The 16,780-nt window shown below is 71.1% G+C and carries 18 protein-coding genes; 11 read left to right on the forward strand and 7 right to left on the reverse strand.

Features of this window, described 5'->3' with window-relative positions:
- The first annotated feature begins 88 nt into the window (after positions 1–88).
- Genes ACSQ4M_RS23705 through ACSQ4M_RS23715 form a run of 3 tightly spaced genes read left to right on the forward strand, consistent with a single transcriptional unit; the run spans position 89 to position 2,435 of the window.
- Positions 89–1,066 (forward strand): Bug family tripartite tricarboxylate transporter substrate binding protein, encoded by a 978-nt coding sequence (locus ACSQ4M_RS23705; RefSeq protein WP_436191861.1) that lies wholly within the window; start codon positions 89–91, stop codon positions 1,064–1,066.
- A complete protein-coding gene (locus ACSQ4M_RS23710) occupies positions 1,063–1,956 on the forward strand; it encodes a PhzF family phenazine biosynthesis protein (protein ID WP_436191862.1) in 894 nt (297 codons plus the stop codon). Before ACSQ4M_RS23705 ends, ACSQ4M_RS23710 begins: the two co-directional genes overlap by 4 nt.
- Positions 1,953–2,435: a RidA family protein gene (locus ACSQ4M_RS23715; RefSeq protein ID WP_436191863.1), complete on the forward strand. Its 483-nt coding sequence runs from the start codon at positions 1,953–1,955 to the stop codon at positions 2,433–2,435. Before ACSQ4M_RS23710 ends, ACSQ4M_RS23715 begins: the two co-directional genes overlap by 4 nt.
- Positions 2,436–2,442: 7 nt before the next feature.
- Here the strand turns inward: ACSQ4M_RS23715 and ACSQ4M_RS23720 are convergent, their stop codons facing one another.
- A complete protein-coding gene (locus tag ACSQ4M_RS23720; protein WP_436194060.1) occupies positions 2,443–3,063 on the reverse strand; it encodes a glutathione S-transferase family protein in 621 nt (206 codons plus the stop codon).
- A gap of 115 nt (positions 3,064–3,178) precedes the next feature.
- Here ACSQ4M_RS23720 and ACSQ4M_RS23725 point away from each other — a divergent pair, with 115 nt between their 5' ends.
- Both ACSQ4M_RS23725 and ACSQ4M_RS23730 read left to right on the forward strand, forming a co-directional pair.
- Complete coding sequence (locus ACSQ4M_RS23725; protein WP_436191864.1) at positions 3,179–4,081, forward strand: LysR substrate-binding domain-containing protein; 903 nt, start codon at positions 3,179–3,181, stop codon at positions 4,079–4,081.
- Positions 4,082–4,111: 30 nt separating this feature from the next.
- A complete protein-coding gene (locus ACSQ4M_RS23730; RefSeq protein ID WP_436191865.1) occupies positions 4,112–4,465 on the forward strand; it encodes a hydroxyisourate hydrolase in 354 nt (117 codons plus the stop codon).
- A gap of 259 nt (positions 4,466–4,724) precedes the next feature.
- On the opposite strand, the gene ACSQ4M_RS23735 is transcribed toward ACSQ4M_RS23730, so the two are convergent.
- From ACSQ4M_RS23735 to msrA, 3 genes are all read right to left on the reverse strand, one after another.
- Complete coding sequence (locus ACSQ4M_RS23735; RefSeq protein WP_436191866.1) at positions 4,725–6,803, reverse strand: TonB-dependent receptor; 2,079 nt, start codon at positions 6,801–6,803, stop codon at positions 4,725–4,727.
- Between the two features lie 82 nt (positions 6,804–6,885).
- Positions 6,886–7,206 carry a hypothetical protein gene (locus tag ACSQ4M_RS23740; RefSeq protein WP_436191867.1) on the reverse strand — a complete coding sequence of 107 codons (321 nt, stop codon included), beginning with the start codon at positions 7,204–7,206 and terminating at the stop codon, positions 6,886–6,888.
- Between the two features lie 7 nt (positions 7,207–7,213).
- Positions 7,214–7,744: a peptide-methionine (S)-S-oxide reductase MsrA gene (gene msrA / locus ACSQ4M_RS23745; RefSeq protein WP_436191868.1), complete on the reverse strand. Its 531-nt coding sequence runs from the start codon at positions 7,742–7,744 to the stop codon at positions 7,214–7,216.
- A gap of 97 nt (positions 7,745–7,841) precedes the next feature.
- Here msrA and ACSQ4M_RS23750 point away from each other — a divergent pair, with 97 nt between their 5' ends.
- The 6 genes from ACSQ4M_RS23750 (at position 7,842) to ACSQ4M_RS23775 (ending at position 13,103) form a co-directional block, all read left to right on the forward strand.
- On the forward strand, positions 7,842–8,621 hold the full coding sequence (locus ACSQ4M_RS23750) for a YdcF family protein (protein WP_436191869.1): 780 nt from the start codon (positions 7,842–7,844) through the stop codon (positions 8,619–8,621).
- Between the two features lie 76 nt (positions 8,622–8,697).
- Complete coding sequence (locus tag ACSQ4M_RS23755; protein ID WP_436191870.1) at positions 8,698–9,399, forward strand: TetR family transcriptional regulator; 702 nt, start codon at positions 8,698–8,700, stop codon at positions 9,397–9,399.
- 32 nt (positions 9,400–9,431) lie between these two features.
- Positions 9,432–10,118, forward strand: coding sequence for a protein-L-isoaspartate O-methyltransferase family protein (locus ACSQ4M_RS23760; RefSeq protein WP_436191871.1), 687 nt, complete (start codon positions 9,432–9,434; stop codon positions 10,116–10,118).
- Positions 10,119–10,122: 4 nt separating this feature from the next.
- On the forward strand, positions 10,123–10,449 hold the full coding sequence (locus tag ACSQ4M_RS23765; RefSeq protein ID WP_436191872.1) for a rhodanese-like domain-containing protein: 327 nt from the start codon (positions 10,123–10,125) through the stop codon (positions 10,447–10,449).
- A gap of 14 nt (positions 10,450–10,463) precedes the next feature.
- A complete protein-coding gene (locus tag ACSQ4M_RS23770) occupies positions 10,464–11,813 on the forward strand; it encodes a TolC family outer membrane protein (protein WP_436191873.1) in 1,350 nt (449 codons plus the stop codon).
- A 72-nt stretch (positions 11,814–11,885) separates the two neighbouring features.
- Complete coding sequence (locus tag ACSQ4M_RS23775; RefSeq protein ID WP_436191874.1) at positions 11,886–13,103, forward strand: Fic family protein; 1,218 nt, start codon at positions 11,886–11,888, stop codon at positions 13,101–13,103.
- Here ACSQ4M_RS23775 and ACSQ4M_RS23780 read toward each other — a convergent pair.
- Genes ACSQ4M_RS23780 through ACSQ4M_RS23790 form a run of 3 tightly spaced genes read right to left on the reverse strand, consistent with a single transcriptional unit; the run spans position 13,077 to position 16,751 of the window.
- Positions 13,077–14,348, reverse strand: a complete 1,272-nt coding sequence (locus ACSQ4M_RS23780; protein WP_436191875.1) for a 3-deoxy-D-manno-octulosonic acid transferase — start codon at positions 14,346–14,348, stop codon at positions 13,077–13,079. The genes ACSQ4M_RS23775 and ACSQ4M_RS23780 overlap by 27 nt on opposite strands.
- Complete coding sequence (gene waaC / locus ACSQ4M_RS23785) at positions 14,348–15,331, reverse strand: lipopolysaccharide heptosyltransferase I (protein ID WP_436191876.1); 984 nt, start codon at positions 15,329–15,331, stop codon at positions 14,348–14,350. Before waaC ends, ACSQ4M_RS23780 begins: the two co-directional genes overlap by 1 nt.
- Positions 15,332–15,353: 22 nt before the next feature.
- Positions 15,354–16,751, reverse strand: coding sequence for a phosphomannomutase/phosphoglucomutase (locus tag ACSQ4M_RS23790; RefSeq protein WP_436191877.1), 1,398 nt, complete (start codon positions 16,749–16,751; stop codon positions 15,354–15,356).
- Positions 16,752–16,780 lie beyond the last annotated feature (29 nt).

Genomic DNA, 16,780 nt, shown 5'->3' on the forward strand with positions numbered 1-16,780 from the left:
GCATGGCGGATCGACCGGCGTCGCCTGCCGGTTCGCGCCAGCGGGCCGCCGTTCCTAGCATGCAGCCCTCCCCCATCGGAGTTGCACCATGCCCGGATTTCCCTCCCCCCGCCAGCGCCGCCGCGTGCTGCTGGCCGCCCTGCTCGCACCGCTGCTGCCCGCCATGGCGCAGGACTGGCCGAGCCGGCCCATCACCGTGGTCGTGCCCTTCCCGGCCGGCGGCGGCACGGACGTGGCCGTGCGCGCGCTGCAGCCGGCGCTGCAGGCCGCGCTCGGCCAGCCGCTGGTCATCGACAACCGCGGCGGTGCCGGCGGCACCATCGGCACGGGCGCCGTGGCCAAGGCCGCACCGGACGGCTACACCGTGGGCGTGGCCACGACCAGCACGCACGCCGTCAGCCCTTCGGTCTACAAGCGCCTGCCCTATGACCCGCTCAAGGACTTCGCCTATGCGGGTTTCATCGGCACTTCCCCCTACGTGCTGGTGGCGCATCCCAGCCTGGACGCCCGCGACCTCAAAAGCTTCCTGGCTGCAGCGAACGCACGGCCGGAGGGCACGAGCTTCGCCTCGGTCGGCGCGGGCACGGTCTCGCACCTGCTGGGCGAGAAGTTCAAGACCGCCCTGCGCGTGGCGCCCGTCCATGTGCCTTACCGCGGTGCCGCGCCGGCCTACACCGACCTGATCGGCGGCCAGGTGCAGTTCCTGTTCGACAACCCCGTAGGGCTGGCGGCCTACATCCGCGGCGGCAAGCTCAACGCCATCGCCAGCACGGCGCCCAATGCGCTGCTGGCCGGCGTGCCGACCTTCGCCGAGGCCGGCATGGCAGGCTTCGACCAGTCGCTGTGGTATGGCTTTGCGTTTCCCAAAGGCACGCCGGCCGCCATCGTCACGCGCTTCAACCTGGTCCTGAACAAGGTGCTGACAGACCGTGCACTCGCGGCCGATCTGGCGGCCAAGGGCATCAACGCGGCACCCGGCACGCCGCAGGCCATGCAGCAGGCCGTGGCACGCGACACGCCGTTCTGGGGAGCGATCGCACGCGACGCCGGAGTGGCTCCGCAATGATGATGCCCGCAACGGGAAAAGTGGTCGGCCTGCGCGTGTTCGTGGACGGCCCGGGCGGCGGCAACCCGGTGCCGCTGGTGCGCCATGCGGCCGGCATGTCGGCACAGGACATGCAGGCGGTGGCCGGTCGGCACGGCCATGAATCGGCCTTCGTGTTCGCGAGCGACACGCCCGAGGCCGACTGGGCGCTGCGCTTCTTCGTGCCGCGCCACGAGATGGAGATGTGCGGCCATGCCACGGTCGGGGCGCTGTGGGCGCTGCGCGCCTGGGGCGAATGGACCACACCGACCGCGCGCGTACAGACCCGCAGCGGCATCGTCGATGCGCTCTGGGATGCCGCGCGCGAGCAGGTCTGGGTGTCGCAGCCGCCGGTGGAACAGTCGGCGCTGGCGCCGGTCCAGGCCGCGCGCGTGCAGGACGTGCTCGATCCGCTGCAGCGGGCGCACTGGCGTGGCGCCGTGGTCAACGCGCGCACCAGCCGCACCAAGACGCTTGCGCGGGTCGGTTCGGTGGCCGAACTGGACGCGCTGGCGCCCCGCCTGGACCAGGTCGAGTCCTGCTGCGCCGCAGCCGACTCGACCGGCCTGTATCCCTATGCCCTGGCGGCCTCGGAGGCCGGCGCGCCGGTGCTCGCCGCGCGCCAGTTTCCACGTGCCTCCGGTTACCCGGAGGACGCGGCCACCGGCATCGCGGCGGCCGCGCTCTGGAGCCATCTGACCAGCACCGGGGCCGTGCCGCTGGGCACGCCGGCCGCCCCGGCCACCACCACCGTGCTGCAGGGCGTGGCCATGGGCCGCCCCTCGGCGATCGCGCTGCGGGCCCGCTTCGGCACCGACGGTGCGCCCATGGGTTGCTGGCTGGGCGGCCGGGTGGTCTGGAGCGCGCTGTGAGCGCCGATGGCGTGCTGGCGCGGCTGCATGCTGCGGGCCACCGCCTGCCAGCGCCGCCGCAGCCGCACGGCCTGTACGCGCCGGCCTGCCGCATGCCCCTGGATGCAGGCCGTGCCTGGGTGCACGTGGCGGGCCAGACCTGCCGGGTCGAGGGCGTGGCCCTGGCCGGCCTGTGCCGCGACGACGCCGACCTGGCGCCAGCCGCGCAGGCGGCCGAAGTCGCCGTGCTGAACGCGCTGGCGGCGCTGCACGCGGCCGCGGGCGGGCTCGCGCAGGTGCGGCAGATCGTGCGGCTGCGCGGCTATGTGCGCGCGGCGCCGGACTTCAGGCGCCACGCGGCCGTGCTCGACGGCGCCTCGCGCGTGCTGGCCCTGGCCTTCCCCGACCAACCGCAGCCCGCGCGCACCGCGGTCGGCGTGGCCAGCCTGCCCGACGCGGCCTGGATCGAGATCGAGCTGGAGGCCATGGTCGCGGTTTGAAGCGTCTTCAGCCGTGCGGCCAGGCGGCGAAGGCCGCCAGCGCCTCGGCCCGCTCCGAGGCCGCGCGCTGCAACGGAAACGGCGCCTCGGGCAGGTGCTGCGGCACGAGCTGGCGCGCGAAATGCCAGACCACTGCCAGCGTGAGTTCGGCCTGGCCCACCGGCTGGCCACCGGCCGGGGCTGGCGGCGGGCCGCGCCGCAGTTCGTCCTCCAGCGCGCCGAAGCCGGCCAGCATCTGGGCATGGACGCGGTCCAGCCAGGGCTGGTGCTGCTTCTCGGGCGGGCGCACCTGCTGCTCGTAGACGATCTGCACGGCCTTCTCGCAGGCGGCCAGCGCGAGGCCGGTCAGGCGCAGCGCGCGCAGGCGCTCGGCCGGTGCGGCCGGCCACAGGCTGCGCGCCGGGCCGGCCAGGTGTTCGGCCCAGTCCAGGATCAGACTGGAGTCCATCAGCACCGTGCCCTCGGCCGTCACCAGCGTGGGCGCCTTGATGACGGGATTGATCGCGCGAAAGGCGTCCATCTGCCGGAACACCGAGATCGGCCGCGATTGAAATGGCAGGCCCAGCAGTTCCAGGCTCACGGCCACACGGCGCACATAGGGCGAGTCGAGCATGCCGACCAGCTGCATCATGTCAGTTCTCCTTCATCGGTCCGCAGCCATGCGCGGGCCAGCCAGAAATCTACCGAAAGAGATCCTCTTCTACCATCGACATCTTGTTGTCGAATCCGTTAGAAAAACTGACATGAACGATCTGCCACCCATGAACGCCCTGCGCTGCTTCGAGGCCGTCGCACGGCTCGGCAGCGTGGGCCGCGCGGCCGAGGAGTTGCATGTCACGCATTCGGCCGTGAGCCAGCAGTTGCGCCAGCTCGAAAGCCTGCTGGGCCTGGCGCTGTTCGAGCGCGAGGGCCGCGGCGTGCGCCTGGCGGAGAACGGCCGGCTCTATGCGCTGCAGGTGCGCGAGGCGCTGCACGGCATCGGCGATGCCACGCGCGCGCTGCGCATCCGGCCGCGCGCGGGTGAGCTCGTGGTGGCGCTGATCCCCTCGTTCGGCCAGCACTGGCTGCTGCCGCGGCTGCCGCGCTACCTGGCGGCGCACCCGGACCGGCGCGTGCGCCTGCAGGCCAGCCTGGACCTGCAGGACCTGCGCCAGGCCGGCGCGCAGCTGGCCATCCGCATGGGCCAGGGCCCCTGGGACGGCATGGTGCAGGAGCAGTTGTTCACCGACGAACTGGTCATGGTGGCCGCACCCGGCCTGAACAGCGGCGCCTTGCCGCGCACGCCGGCCGAGGTGCTGCGATGCCCGCTGGTCCGCTCGGCCGAATCCTGGGCACCCTGGTGCCAGCTGGCCGGGCTGCCCGAGCCCTCGCCCGAGGGCGGGCTCTGGATCAACGACTCCAACCTCTCGCTGCAGGCCGTGCGCCTGGGCCTGGGCGTGGCGCTGGAACGCCTGAGCCTGGTCGATGGCCTGCTGCGCCAGGGCGAACTCGTCGCGCTGACCACCTTGCGCGCGCCCTACGCCTACCCCTACTGGCTGGTCTGGCCGCAGGCCGCCGCGCCGCCGCTGGACTTCATCGACTGGCTGCGCGAGGAGGCGCGGCGCTACGCGGACGGGCTGGGTGAAGCGCTGCCGTCGGCACGGTAGGATGCGGCGCCCTCACTTCCTGCGTGCGCCATGCAAACCATTTCCGTCCACGTCGTCGATGTCGCCAATGGCCTGGTCGCGCGCAACATGCGCGTGGACGTGCTGTTCCACGAAGGCGGGCAATGGCGCGAACTGGTTTCGGGCACGGTGGGCGGCAACGGTCTGGTCGCCGCCATCGAGGGCGTGGCCGAGCCCATGGGGGCCGGCCGGTACGAACTGCGCCTGCACGTGGCCGACTACTACCGCACGCGCGGCACCCAGTTGCCCGAGCCTGCCTTCATGGACGTGCAGGTGTTCCGCTTCGCGGTGGCCGACACGGCGCGCCACTACCACCTGCCCGTGAAGCTGACGCCCTGGGGCATGTCCTGCTTCCGGGGCGCGTGAATTGGGCCACCCCGTTTGGATGTCTCACTGCGTGTAGACATCCAATACCCCTCAAGGGGCCGAGCCCGGACACAAGAGGTCCGGTGGACCTTTTGTGCCTGGCGAGGGGCCGGGCCACTGGCCCGGCGCGGCCTGCAAGGCCTCCCCAGCGGCCTGGCAGAGCCAGTTCCGCGGGTGCACTGGCATGGCCTGCTCCGCGGCCTTCCGCCCAGCGTCGTGCGAGACGATGTCATGCACTGCGCATGGTGTCCTTGGCGCTTCAGAAGTTCAGCCGCACGCCCAGCCGCGCGCTGCGCCCGGGCAAGGGCGCCTTCGGGAAGGCCGTGGTGGTCAGCACCGACACGGCGCTATAGGCCAGCTTGTCGGTGATGTTGTCCACGCGTGCGAACCACAGCAGCTCGGACTGGCCGAGCGGCACGCGCCAGCTCAGCGCGGCGTTCCACAGCGCGTAGCCGTCGGTCGCGCGCTGGCCCTCGGCCGGCACGCGGCGCTGGGCGCTGACCAGGTCCACGCCCAGCTGCGCGCCCCAGGGGCCGCGGGCCCAGGACAGCGTGCCGCCCAGGCGGGCCGGCGCGATGCGCGGCAGCGGCTCGCCGCTGTCCAGGTTGGTCGCGCGCACGAGGTCGGCGCGCCACAGGAAGTCCAGCGTGCCGATCGCGTCCGACCGGCCCAGGCCGCCCGCGCCCAGCAGGCGCACGGTGCCGTTGGCCTCGGCGCCGTACAAGCGCGCGCGCACGCCGGCGTAGCGCAGGTCGGCCAGGGCCTCGTCGCCGTCCGTCGGGTTCAACGCGCCCTCGGGGCTGCGCGTGTTGCCGGTGTCCACGAGGCCGATGTAGTTGGAGAAGCGGCTGGCGTAGACGTTCAGCGCCGCCTTGTGCGGGCCGGACTGCCAGGCCAGGCCCAGGTCCACGCTGTTGGACTTCTCCTTGCGCAAGGAGGCATCGCCGGTCTCCCAGGCTGCCGTGGCCAGGTGCGGCCCGTTGGCGAACAGCTCGTAGTCGCGCGGCGCACGTTCGCTGTGCGCCAGGTTGGCCGTGAACTGCCAGTCTGGCGCGAGCTTGACCAGAGCCCCACCGGCCAGGCTGGATGGCGTGAAGCTGCGCTCGCCGGTCTGAAAGCGCGTCACATCCGGGTCTGTGCTGCCGTCCGAGCGCACCTTGACCCGCTCCACGCGGCCGCCCAGCGTCCACTTGCCCCAGCTGGTGGGCAGTTCCTCGTAGACGAACAGGGCCGACTGGCGCGTGCGGCTCCTGGGCGCGAAGGCCTCCTCGCCTTCGGCGGAGAAGCGGTTGCTGTCCAGCTGCAGGCCGACCACGCCTTCCCATGGGCCGAGCGGCCGGTGGCGGGCCTCCAGCCGCAGGTCGTTGCCCTGGTTGCGAAAGCGCGTGCCCACCTCGTCGCCCTCGAACTCGGTGTGGCGGTAGCGCGTGTGCGCGGCCTGCAGCTTGATGCTGCTGAACCAGCCCGGCAACTGGCGCCATTCGCCGGCCAGCGCGTAGCGGCGCGAGCGCATGCCGATCGTGACCTCGTCCTCGGCCACGGTGCCGTAGTCGCTGCGGTAGTCGGTGATGGAGGCGCCCAGGTAGCCGTGGTCGAAGAACAGCGAGCCGCCGACCGAGCCGCTCTCGGTGTCGCTGGCGGAGTTGCAGATGTGGCGCGACTGCGCCGGGCTGCCGGGCTTGCTGCAGGCCAGGTCGACCGGCACCGAGACGTCGTCGGTGCGGCGCTTGCTGACGTCCACATGCAGCCCGTAGCGGTCGTTGCCGCCTTCGAGCAGCAGCGCGCCGTCGCGGCCCTTGTTGCCGGTGGACAGGCCGGCCTCGGCCGCGCCCGTGATGCCGCCCCTGGCATCGAACTGCGGCGCGCGCGGAATGCGGTTGTCGATCATGTTGACCACGCCGCCCACGGCGCTGCCGCCGTACAGCAGCGCGCCGGGGCCGCGCAGCACCTCGATGCGCTCCACGGTCAGCGGATCGGAGGGCACGGCATGGTCGAAGCTCAGTGACGAGGCGTCCAGCATCGCGCCGCTGTTCTGCAGCACGCGGATGCGGTCACCGTCCAGGCCGCGGATCACGGGCCGGCTCGCGTTGGGGCCGAAGTAGGTGCTGCCCACGCCGGGCAGGCCGTCCAGCGTCTGGCCCAGCGTGCCCTGGCGGCGCAGGGTCAGTTCGTCGCCCTCCAGGCGGGTGGTGGGCGCGACGGTGTCGGCGGCGCCCAGCGGGTTGCCGGTGACGGTGACTTCCTTCAGCGTGGCGGATTCGGACTGCGCCCACACAGGGGACAGGCAGGCCAGCGAAACAGCAGCGGCAATGGCGCCGCGCGAGAAATGAGGAGACATGGAATGGCTTCGTTGAAATCGGTCGTGCATGCAGCCGCGCGCACCTGTCTTGCGACAGGCGTGCGGCCAGGGACGGGGAGATTCAGCGAAGCGTGGGCGGGCCGCGGGCCTGGAATGGAGGCGATGCCGGCGCCCGCGGCGTGGGGCAGGCCGTCGGCAGGGGCGCCGGCTCTGCCATGGCAGGCAGCGCCAGCAGGGGCACGCCGGCCAGCAGGTCGGCCGCGCCGGCATGGTCGTACAGCTGGCAGTCGGCCGCGGCATGGCCGGCGTGGAAATGGTCGCTGGCGCTGCCATGCACCTCGCGGTGCGCAAGCGCCAGCGTCTGCGCGGACAGCCAGACGCCCAGCAGCAGGCCCAGCCACCACAGGGGCCGGCGCTGGAACAGGCGCAGGGGCTGGCTCACGCGCCGCTCAGGGCTTGGCCAGCCGGCTGAAGGTCTTGCGGAACTTGGCGACCTTGGGCGCGGCCACGGCCATGCAGTAGCCCTGGTGCGGGTTCTTCTCGAAGAAGTCCTGGTGGTACTCCTCGGCCGGCCAGTAGTTGGCCAGCGGCAGCACCTCGGTCACGATGGGCGCGCTGCTGTGGCCCGCCAGTTCGGCGATGACCTCGCGCGCGACCGGCTCCTGCGCCGGGTTGTCCAGGTAGATACCGCTGCGGTACTGCGTGCCTACGTCGTTGCCCTGGCGGTTCAGCGTGGTGGGGTCGTGCACGACGAAGAAGATTTCCAGGATCTCGCGCAAGCCGATCTGTTCGGGGTCGAACTGCAGGCGCACCACCTCGTTGTGGCCGGTGCGGCCGGTGCAGACCTGCTCATAGCTGGGCCGCGGCAGCTCGCCGTTGCTGTAGCCGCTCTCCACGTCGAGCACGCCCTGGACCTCCTTGAACACCGACTCCGTGCACCAGAAGCAGCCGCCGCCCAGTGTGATGGTTTCCGTTGCCATGCCATGCCCTCTGCGAAAAATTGCAGCCGGCATTGTGCCGTGGCCATCCACGAGAATGCCGGCCCGCGTCCATCAACCCCCTCCCCCACGGCCTCCCATGAATCCTGCCGAGTGGCGTCCCATCCTCTCCACCCTGGTGCTGCCGCCGGCCGGCCCGCTGCTGCTGATCGCCTTCGGCTGGCTGCTGGCGCGGCGCCGGCGCACGGCCGGACGTGCGCTCGGCCTGGCCGGCCTCGTGCTGTTGTGGCTGCTGTGCAGCAATGCGGTGGCGGTGCGGCTGTCCGACCTCCTGCTGCCGCCCGTGGCGGCGCTGCCGCCCACCGAGGCCGTGGCGCGGCTGCAGGCGCACCAGGTGCAGGCCGTGATCGCACTCGGCGGCGGCCTGTACCCGCGCGTGCCCGAACTCGAAGGCCCGCAACCGTCCAGCCAGACCGGCACGCGGGCACTGTACGGCGCCTGGCTCGCGCGCGAGAGCGGCCTGCCGCTGGGCTTTGCGGGGGGCATCGGCTGGGCCAATGCGGGCGAGGCCGAACATCCCGACGAGGCCGATGCCGTGGCGCGCCTGCTGGCCCGCACCGGCCTGGCACCGCTGCGCTGGTCCGACAGCCAGTCGCGCGACACGATCGAGAACGCCCAGAACATGGCGGCACTGCTGCGCCGCGACCGCATCGAACGCATCGCGCTGGTCACCAGCGCCTGGCACATGCCGCGCGCCGTGCGTGCCTTCGAGGCGACCGGCCTCACGGTGCTGCCCGCCCCCATGGGCTTCGCCGTGCCGTTGCAGCGGCCCGTGCTGGAGTGGCTGCCATCGACCCATGGGCTGGCCAACACCTCGGCCGTGGTGCGCGAGTGGCTGGCGCTGCGCCTGGGACGCTGAGCGCCCGCGCCGGTGGTCTGCCTTGACAGGCCAATTCCGGACTGCCTACATTTACTAACCGGTCAGTCATTAAGGAATGCAGAGTCCCTCCGACACCCCCAGCAGCATGGCCGCCGGCAAGCGGGCCAGGCGCAAGGACGCACGTCCGAGCGAGCTGCTGGACGCGGCGCTGGAACTGTTCGTCGAGAAGGGCTTCGCCGCCACCAAGGTGGAGGCCGTGGCGGCCCGGGCCGGCGTCTCCAAGGGCACGCTGTTCCTGTACTTCCCCAGCAAGGCGGAGTTGTTCCGGGCGGTCGTGCAGGAGAACCTGGCCGCGCGCTTTGCCGACTGGAACGCCGAATACGAGGCCATGGACGGCGGCAGCGACAGTGCCGCCGACATGCTGCGCCACGCCCTGCAGTCCTGGTGGACGCGGGTGGGTGCGACCAAGCTCACCGGCCTCACCAAGCTGGTGATCAGCGAGGCGCAGAACTTTCCCGAGGTGGCGGCCTGCTACCACACCGAGGTGGTGCAACCCTCGCAGCAGTTGCTGCGCCGCGTGATCCAGCGCGGCATCGAGCGCGGGGAGTTCCGCCCGCTGGACGCCGAGTACGCCGTCTACAGCGTGACCAGCGCCATCCTGTACCTGGTCATGCACAAGCATGCGATCGGCCTGCTCGCACCGGCGTCGGGCGAATTGATGCCGGAACGCTACATCGCTTCCCAGCTGGACATCATCCTGCATGGCCTGCTGGGGCCGGCCCAGGCGCCGCCCTCTAGAATCCCGGCTCTGTCGTGACTCCCGCGTCCCCTGCTACGCCGCCTGAACAAATGACCCCCGCCGAAATCGAACTCAGCCGCTTCAACATGATCGAGCAGCAGATCCGCCCCTGGGATGTGCTGGATGCTGCCGTGCTGGAACTCCTGGGCCAGGTGCGGCGCGAGCAGTTCACGCCGGCCGCGTTGCGCGGCCTGGCCTTCATGGACACCGAGGTGCCGCTGCGCACGCCGCACGAGGCGGCCCTGCGCCAGGGCCATTGCATGCTGGCCCCGCGCGTGGAAGCCCGCAGCGTGCAGGATCTGAAGCTGCAAAAGACCGACCGCGTGCTGGAGATCGGCACCGGTTCGGGCTATTCCGCCGCGCTGATGGCCAGCCTGGCCGCCAGCGTGCTGACACTGGAGATCGAGGCCGAACTGGCCGAGACCGCCCGCACCAACCTGCGTGAAGCCGGCATCGCCAACGCCGAGGTCCGCCATGCCGACGGCGCCCACGGCGCCGCGGCCGACGGCCCGTTCGACGCCATCTTGCTGAGCGGCTCGGTGGCGGCCGTGCCGGCGGCGCTGCTGCAGCAACTCAAGCCGGGCGGCCGGCTGTTCGCCATCGTCGGCAGCGAGCCCATGATGCGTGCCCAGGTCGTGACCCGCGTGGGCGAAGGCCGGTTCGAGACCGCCTCGCCCTGGGACGCCATCGTGCCGCGGCTTCAGAACTTTCCGGAACCGTCGCCTTTCCAGTTCTGAGCCGATGATCGACCACGTCACACCCTCCCAACTCGGCGACTGGCAGCCCGGGCAGATCACGGTTCTCGACGTGCGTGAACCCGCTGAGCTGGCCGTGGCCAGCGTGAAGCCCGATGGTTTCACGCTGCTGGCCATTCCCATGGGCGAGATTCCTGCCCGCCTGGCCGAGATCGACCGCGACCAGCCCATCGCCTGCCTGTGCCACCACGGCGCCCGCAGCATGCGGGTGGCGCAGTTCCTGGCCCAGCAGGGCTTCACGCAGGTGGCCAACATCAGCGGCGGCATCGACGCCTGGTCCCAGCAGCGCGATCCATCCATCCCCCGTTACTAGGACCAAGGCAGGCCATGGTGCAGACGAGAAAACACAAGATCGCACTCCGACGCAACACCTCCGGCCTGCTGCTCCTGCTGGCCTTTGGAACGGTGCCGGCCGCGTCGGCCCAGACGCTGGTGCAGCTGTTCGAGGCGGCACGTACCACCGACGCCACCTACCAGGGCGCCCGCGCCCAGTACGAGGCCAACCTGGCCAAGGCCGACCAATCGCGTGCGCTGATCCTGCCCAGCGCCAACCTCACGGCCGGTGCCTCGCGCAACACCTACGACAGCACCACGCCGCCCATCGAAGGCCCGTACACGGCGCTGACGGCCAGCGTGGGCGCCACGCAACCGCTGTACCGCCCCGGCAACTGGGCCGGCTACGAGCAGGGCCTCAAGCTGGCCGATGTGGCCAAGGCCCAGTTGCTGGTGGCCGAGCAGGATCTGGTCATCCGCGTGGCCCAGGCCTATTTCGACGTGCTGGCCGCACAGGACACGCTGGCCTTCGTACAGGCGCAGAAGGCTGCCGTGGCCGAGCAACTGGCCTCGGCCCGGCGCAACTTCGAGGTCGGCACCGCCACCATCACCGACACCCGCGAGGCCCAGGCGCGGCATGACCTGGTGATGGCCCAGGAGATCGCCGCCGCCAACGACCTGCGCGTCAAGAAACTGGCGCTGGACACGGTGGTCAGCCGCACCGATGCCCGCCCCACCCCGCTGGCGCAGCCGGTACCGCTGCCCGCGCTGACCGGCGATGCCGAGACCTGGGTGCAGCAGGCCGAGGGCCATCCCGTCGTGCAGCAGGCCCGCATCGGCGTGGATGTCGCGCGGCTGGAGACCGAGAAGGCGCGTGCCGGCCACAAGCCCACGGTGGACCTGCAGGCCAGCTACGGCATCAACCGCTATCCGCAGGGCTATCCGAGCAACAGCCTGGCCTTCGGCACGCGCCAGAACCAGGGCTCGCTGGGCGTGCAGGTCACGGTGCCGCTGTTCGCCGGCTACTCGGTGCAGAACCGCGTGCGCGAAACCCTGTCGCTCGAAGAGAAGGCCGCGGCCGACCTGGAAGCGGCCCGCCGCACCGTGGTGCAGAACACGCGCACGGCCTATTTCGGCGTGGTGTCGGGCAAGGGCCAGGTCGAGGCGCTGCAGGCCGCCGAGGCCTCCAGCCAGAGTGCGCTGGACGCCAACAAGCTGGGCTACCAGGTCGGCGTGCGCATCAACATCGACGTGCTGAACGCGCAGAGCCAGCTCTACCAGACCAAGCGCGACCTGGCCCAGGCCCGCTACAACGTGCTGCTGGGCGAGCTGCGTCTGCGCCAGGCCAGCGGCAGCCTGCGGGCCGAAGACCTGCAGGGCATCGAGGCGCTGCTGGTGCGTTGAGCATCTCGCAGAAAATCTCGCAGAAAATCCTGCGCAAAGGCAGGAAAGTCATTTCAATACAATGACTTTCCGATGCCTCCCATCTCGCAGAAATTCGCGCTCTACAGCCGTCCATCGGAGATGGAGCCGCTGCTGCCCGGCGAGCACCGGATGGGGCCTTTGCTGGAGCAGGCGCACGACCTGATGCGCAGCGCCGGCCGTCTGGCGGGCATGTGCCAACCCGAGGCCTTGCGCGGATTGCGCGGCCAGTTGCGGGCCATGCATTCCTACTACAGCAACAAGATCGAAGGCCAGCACACCTTGCCCGCCGAGATCGAGCAGGCACTGCGCAACAACTATGCCCGCGATGCGGACAAGGCGCGGCGCCAGCGCCTGGCCCTGGCGCACATGGCCACCGAAGCCAGCATGGAAATGCACCAGCCACAATGGGACTGGACGACCGTCTGGTCGCCCCGCATGCTGCAGGACATCCACCAGGATCTGTTCGCACGCTTGCCGGCGGACGATCGGCGCCTGTCGGCGCAGGAAGAGCCGCTGCATCCAGGCCAGTTGCGCAGCCAGCAGGTCAGCGTGGGCCGGCATGCTGCGCCCGATGCCGACAAGCTGCCGGAGTTCCTGCAGCGCTGGAGCCGGTTCTACGCAAGCACACGCCGCGGCGAACTGCAGGTGCTTGCTGCAGCGGCGTCGCACCAGCGCCTGGCCTGGATCCATCCCTTTCGCGATGGCAATGGCCGTGTCGCACGGCTGCACACGCATCTGGTGCTGTCCCATCTGGGCCTGACCAATGGAACCTGGTCGCTGCTGCGCGGCTTTGCCCGTAGCCACGATGCCTACTGCGCGCATCTGGCGGCAGCCGACGAAGCACGTGCCGGCGACCTCGATGGCCGCGGCAGCCGTACCGAGCGCGGACTGGAGAACTGGATCGCCTATGTACTGGGCCTGTGCCTGGACCAGGTCCAGTTCATGACCGAACTGCTCGCACTGGAAAGCATGCGCGAGCGCATTGCCGCTTGCCTGGCTTATGAGGAGCAGGTCGTTCGCCAGGGTGTGCGGCGTGAAGCCCTGCGCGCGCTGCACTACCTGTTTGCCACCCAGGGCGAGTTGGAGCGCGTGGACTTCAAGGCCATGCTGGGCCTGGGCGAGCGTCTGGCCACGGCCCAGATCAGCGCCTTGCTCAAGCGCGGCCTGCTCGAGAGCGATTCGCCCTATGGCCGCCTGCGCTTTGGCGTGCCGCAGCACGCGCTGCGCTTTTACTTTCCCCGGCTATGGCCGGAGGCCGAGATCCAATAGCGCGGCGATGGCCGCCGCCGTGCGCGCCGCCGCGCCACGGTGGGCCGCGGCGAAGGCCAGGCTCGCGTCACTGGCCTGCTGGCGCGCCGCAGGGTCCGCCACCAGCCGCCGCACAGTCTGCACGGCCTGTGCCAGATCCTCCGCGCGCAGCGCTGCACCGGCCTGCCCGGCCAGTTCCGCCGCCTCGGCGAAGTTGAAGGTGTGTGGCCCCATGAGCACCGGACAGCCGCAGGCCGCGGCCTCGATCAGGTTCTGCCCGCCCAGGGGTTCGAAGCTGCCGCCCAGCAAGGCCAGGTCGGCGAAGCCGTAGTACAGCGCCATTTCACCCAGTGAATCGCCGAGCCAGACCGCGTCCGCGCCGGCCGGCGGTGCATCGCTCCAGCTGCTGCGGCGCGCCACGGCAAAACCATGCGCACGCACCATCTCGGCCACGGCATCGAAACGCTGCGGATGGCGTGGCACGATCAGCCACTGCACAGCGGTGGCAGCGGCCGGATCGGCCTGCAGCAGCGCCAGCAAGGCGGCCTCCTCGCCCTCGCGCGAGCTGGCGAACAGCACCACCGGCTTGCCCGCCGCGGCCCGCCATTGGCGGCCGCGCGCCAGCTGCGCCGCATCAGGCGCGGCATCGAACTTGAGATTGCCGAAGACGCCGGCCACCGGCGCACCGGCGCTGCGCAGCCGCGCCGCATCGCCCTCGGTCTGCGCATAGGCGGCCGCGAGCGCGGCATAGGCCGGTGGCAGCAGCGGCACGCGCTGCGCGCCCTGCAGCGATTTTTCGGACAGGCGCGCATTGGCCAGCACCAGCGGCACGCCGGTCCGGCGGCAGCTTTCGATGAGCCAGGGCCAGATCTCGGTTTCCATGAGGATGCCGACACGGGGTTGGAACTGCGCCAGGAAGCGCCCGGTCGCGCCCGGCGTGTCCCAGGGCTGCCAGACCTGCAGGTCGCCTTCGCGCAGCAGCCGCGCGCCCTCGGCCCGGCCCGTGGCCGTGCCGTGCGTGAGCAGCAGCCGCATGCCGGGCAGGCGTTCGCGCAGCGCGGCGATGAGCACGGCAGCCGCGCGCGTCTCGCCCAGCGAGACCGCATGCACCCAGACCCAGCCGCTCGACGGCGGCTGTGTGTAGTGGCCGAAGCGCTCGGGCACGTGCGCGCCGTAGCCGGGCTCGGCCACGGCCCGGCGCGCGAGCTTGCGCCGCAGCAGCGGTTGCGCCAGCCAGGTCAGCCAGCCGTACAGGCGCAGCAGCATCAAGCGGGCACCGGTCGGGGCGTGGCGGCCAGCACGCCCTGCCAGGCGGCCCAGACCTCGTCCACGCTGGGTGCGCGTTCGCCGCCGACCGGCACCTGGTGCGCATGGCCCACGGGGCCGGCGCGCCAGGCGCGCGGATAGCTGAAGATCTGCACGTGCAGCAGGTCCAGCGCCACGGCCATGTGGCTGAGGCCCGAGTCCACGCCGATCACGCCGGTGGCGGCCGCCATCTCCCGCAGCACGCCGGCCAGCGACAGCCGCGGCCAGACGCGGGCCTTCGGGCCGATGGCCGTGGCCAGCGCGGTGGCCAGGCGCAGCTCGGTGTCCGAGGCATGCGGCAGCCAGACTTGGAAGCCGTCGGCCGCGAGCCGCTGGCCGATGGCGGCCCAGTGCGCCTGCGGCCATTCGTTGTCGGGCCGCGTCGTGCCATGGGCCAGCACGACCGCGCGCACCGGTGCCGGGCGCTCCACGCGCAGCTGGTAGACGGGCGGCGTCTTGAGCTCATAGCCCAGCGCGCCGGCCGCCAGCACGCGGTAGCGCTGCACCGCGTGCACGCGCCGCGGCATGGGCACCAGGCGGTTGGCGAAGAAACGCGTGGGCCACTCGTAGCCGCACTCCTCGCTGCGGTTGCCGTAGGTCGCGCGAAAACCCTGGGCCGAGATGCGGGCCTTGCGCGCCACCATGCCCGATTTGATGAGGCCCTGGATGTCGAGCACGGCGTCGTACTCCACGGCCCGCAGCGCCGTGTAGAAGGCCGTGCGCTCGGCGCGTGTCGCGGCATCCAGCCAGGACTTGCGCCAGCGGCGCCCGGCAAAGCGGAGCACGCGCTCCACGCCGACCACGCATTCCACGAGCGGCGCGAACGACTCCTCGACGACCCAGTCGATCCTCGCCTGCGGCAGCGCCGCACGCAGGTCGCTCACGACCGGCATGGCCTGCACCACATCGCCCAGCGACGAGAGCTTGACGACCAGGATCCTCATGCAGTGCGGCCGCCGCCTGCGCTCAATGGGCGGCCGCCTGGATCTGGGCGTCGGGCTTGACCGAGCGCAGCAAGGCCATCATCTGCGTCTGGATGCGCTCCAGCGCGGCCTCGGTGTGGCCTTCGAAGCGCAGCACCAGCACCGGCGTGGTGTTGGAGGCGCGGATCAGGCCGAAGCCGTCCGGCCAATCCACGCGCAGGCCGTCGATGGTGTTGACGGTCGCCGGTGCGTCGAACTTCGCGGCGGCCACGAGCTGGGCCACCAGCGCGTGGGGCTCGCCCTCGGCACAGCCGACGTTGAGTTCGGGCGTGGAAAAGCTGGTGGGCAGCGCGTCGAGCACGGCGCTCGCGTCGGGCGACTTGCTGAGAATCTCGAGCAGCCGTGCGCCGGCATAGGTGCCGTCGTCGAAACCGAACCAGCGTTCCTTGAAGAAGATGTGGCCGCTCATCTCGCCGCCCAGCGGCGCCTGGCCGCCCTCGGCTTCGATGGCCTTCATCTTGGCCTTGATCAGCGAGTGGCCGGTCTTGAACATCAGCGCCTTGCCGCCGGCCGCCTCGATGGCCGGGGCCAGCCGCTGCGAGCACTTGACGTCGAACAGGATGGTGCCGCCCGGCACGCGCGAGAGCACGTCCTGCGCGAACAAGGCCATCTGGCGGTCCGGGAAGATGTTGTTGCCTTCGCGCGTGACGATGCCCAGGCGGTCGCCGTCGCCGTCGAAGGCCAGGCCCAGTTCGGCGCCGGTGGTCTTGAGCGCCGCGATCAGATCGTGCAGGTTCTCGGGCTTGCTCGGGTCCGGGTGGTGGTTGGGGAAGTTGCCGTCGACCTCGCTGAACAGTTCGGTGACCTCGCAGCCCAGCGCGCGGAAGATCTCGGGCGACGAAGCACCGGCGATGCCGTTGCCCGAGTCGATCACGATCTTGAGCGGGCGCGCCAGCTTCACGTCGCCCACGATGCGTTCGCGGTAGGCCGGCAGCACGTCGGCCTGACGCACGCTGCCGCCGGGCACGTCCACCCAGTCCTCGGCCTCGATCATGCTGCGCAGGGCCTGGATCTCGTCGCCGTAGATGGCACGGCCACCCATGATCATCTTGAAGCCGTTGTAGTCCTTGGGGTTGTGGCTGCCCGTGATCTGGATGCCGCTTCGGGCCAGCGTGTGCGCGGCGAAGTACAGGATGGGCGTGGTGACCATGCCCACGTCGACGACCTGCACGCCGGCGGCCACGAGGCCCCGGATGAGCGCAGCCGACAGGCTGGGGCCCGACAGACGGCCATCACGGCCCACGGCTACGGTGGTCTCGCCCTCGCGCCGGGCGATGGTGCCGAACGCGCGTCCCAGGCCTTCGGCCACGGCCTCGTTCAAGCTGGACGGCACGATGCCGCGGATGTCATAGGCCTTGAAGATGGACGCGGAAACTTGCATGGAACTCCTGGACGGGGTGCTGGCGGTGC

Origin of the sequence: Pseudorhodoferax sp. LjRoot39, assembly GCF_964253035.1 — a bacterium.
GTDB lineage: Bacteria > Pseudomonadota > Gammaproteobacteria > Burkholderiales > Burkholderiaceae_C > Pseudorhodoferax.

What these genes read in the sequence shown, in the direction of transcription:
- ACSQ4M_RS23705 (WP_436191861.1), top strand. Translation starts at nt 89, where the DNA reads ATGCCCGGATTTCCCTCCCCCCGCCAGCGCCGCCGCGTGCTGCTGGCC.
- msrA (WP_436191868.1), bottom strand. Translation starts at nt 7,744, where the DNA reads ATGGCAACGGAAACCATCACACTGGGCGGCGGCTGCTTCTGGTGCACG.
- ACSQ4M_RS23750 (WP_436191869.1), top strand. Translation starts at nt 7,842, where the DNA reads ATGAATCCTGCCGAGTGGCGTCCCATCCTCTCCACCCTGGTGCTGCCG.
- ACSQ4M_RS23760 (WP_436191871.1), top strand. Translation starts at nt 9,432, where the DNA reads ATGACCCCCGCCGAAATCGAACTCAGCCGCTTCAACATGATCGAGCAG.
- ACSQ4M_RS23765 (WP_436191872.1), top strand. Translation starts at nt 10,123, where the DNA reads ATGATCGACCACGTCACACCCTCCCAACTCGGCGACTGGCAGCCCGGG.
- ACSQ4M_RS23770 (WP_436191873.1), top strand. Translation starts at nt 10,464, where the DNA reads ATGGTGCAGACGAGAAAACACAAGATCGCACTCCGACGCAACACCTCC.
- ACSQ4M_RS23775 (WP_436191874.1), top strand. Translation starts at nt 11,886, where the DNA reads ATGCCTCCCATCTCGCAGAAATTCGCGCTCTACAGCCGTCCATCGGAG.
- ACSQ4M_RS23755 (WP_436191870.1), top strand. Translation starts at nt 8,698, where the DNA reads ATGCAGAGTCCCTCCGACACCCCCAGCAGCATGGCCGCCGGCAAGCGG.
- ACSQ4M_RS23710 (WP_436191862.1), top strand. Translation starts at nt 1,063, where the DNA reads ATGATGATGCCCGCAACGGGAAAAGTGGTCGGCCTGCGCGTGTTCGTG.
- ACSQ4M_RS23735 (WP_436191866.1), bottom strand. Translation starts at nt 6,803, where the DNA reads ATGTCTCCTCATTTCTCGCGCGGCGCCATTGCCGCTGCTGTTTCGCTG.
- ACSQ4M_RS23780 (WP_436191875.1), bottom strand. Translation starts at nt 14,348, where the DNA reads ATGCTGCTGCGCCTGTACGGCTGGCTGACCTGGCTGGCGCAACCGCTG.
- ACSQ4M_RS23725 (WP_436191864.1), top strand. Translation starts at nt 3,179, where the DNA reads ATGAACGATCTGCCACCCATGAACGCCCTGCGCTGCTTCGAGGCCGTC.
- ACSQ4M_RS23720 (WP_436194060.1), bottom strand. Translation starts at nt 3,063, where the DNA reads ATGCAGCTGGTCGGCATGCTCGACTCGCCCTATGTGCGCCGTGTGGCC.
- ACSQ4M_RS23730 (WP_436191865.1), top strand. Translation starts at nt 4,112, where the DNA reads ATGCAAACCATTTCCGTCCACGTCGTCGATGTCGCCAATGGCCTGGTC.
- waaC (WP_436191876.1), bottom strand. Translation starts at nt 15,331, where the DNA reads ATGAGGATCCTGGTCGTCAAGCTCTCGTCGCTGGGCGATGTGGTGCAG.
- ACSQ4M_RS23790 (WP_436191877.1), bottom strand. Translation starts at nt 16,751, where the DNA reads ATGCAAGTTTCCGCGTCCATCTTCAAGGCCTATGACATCCGCGGCATC.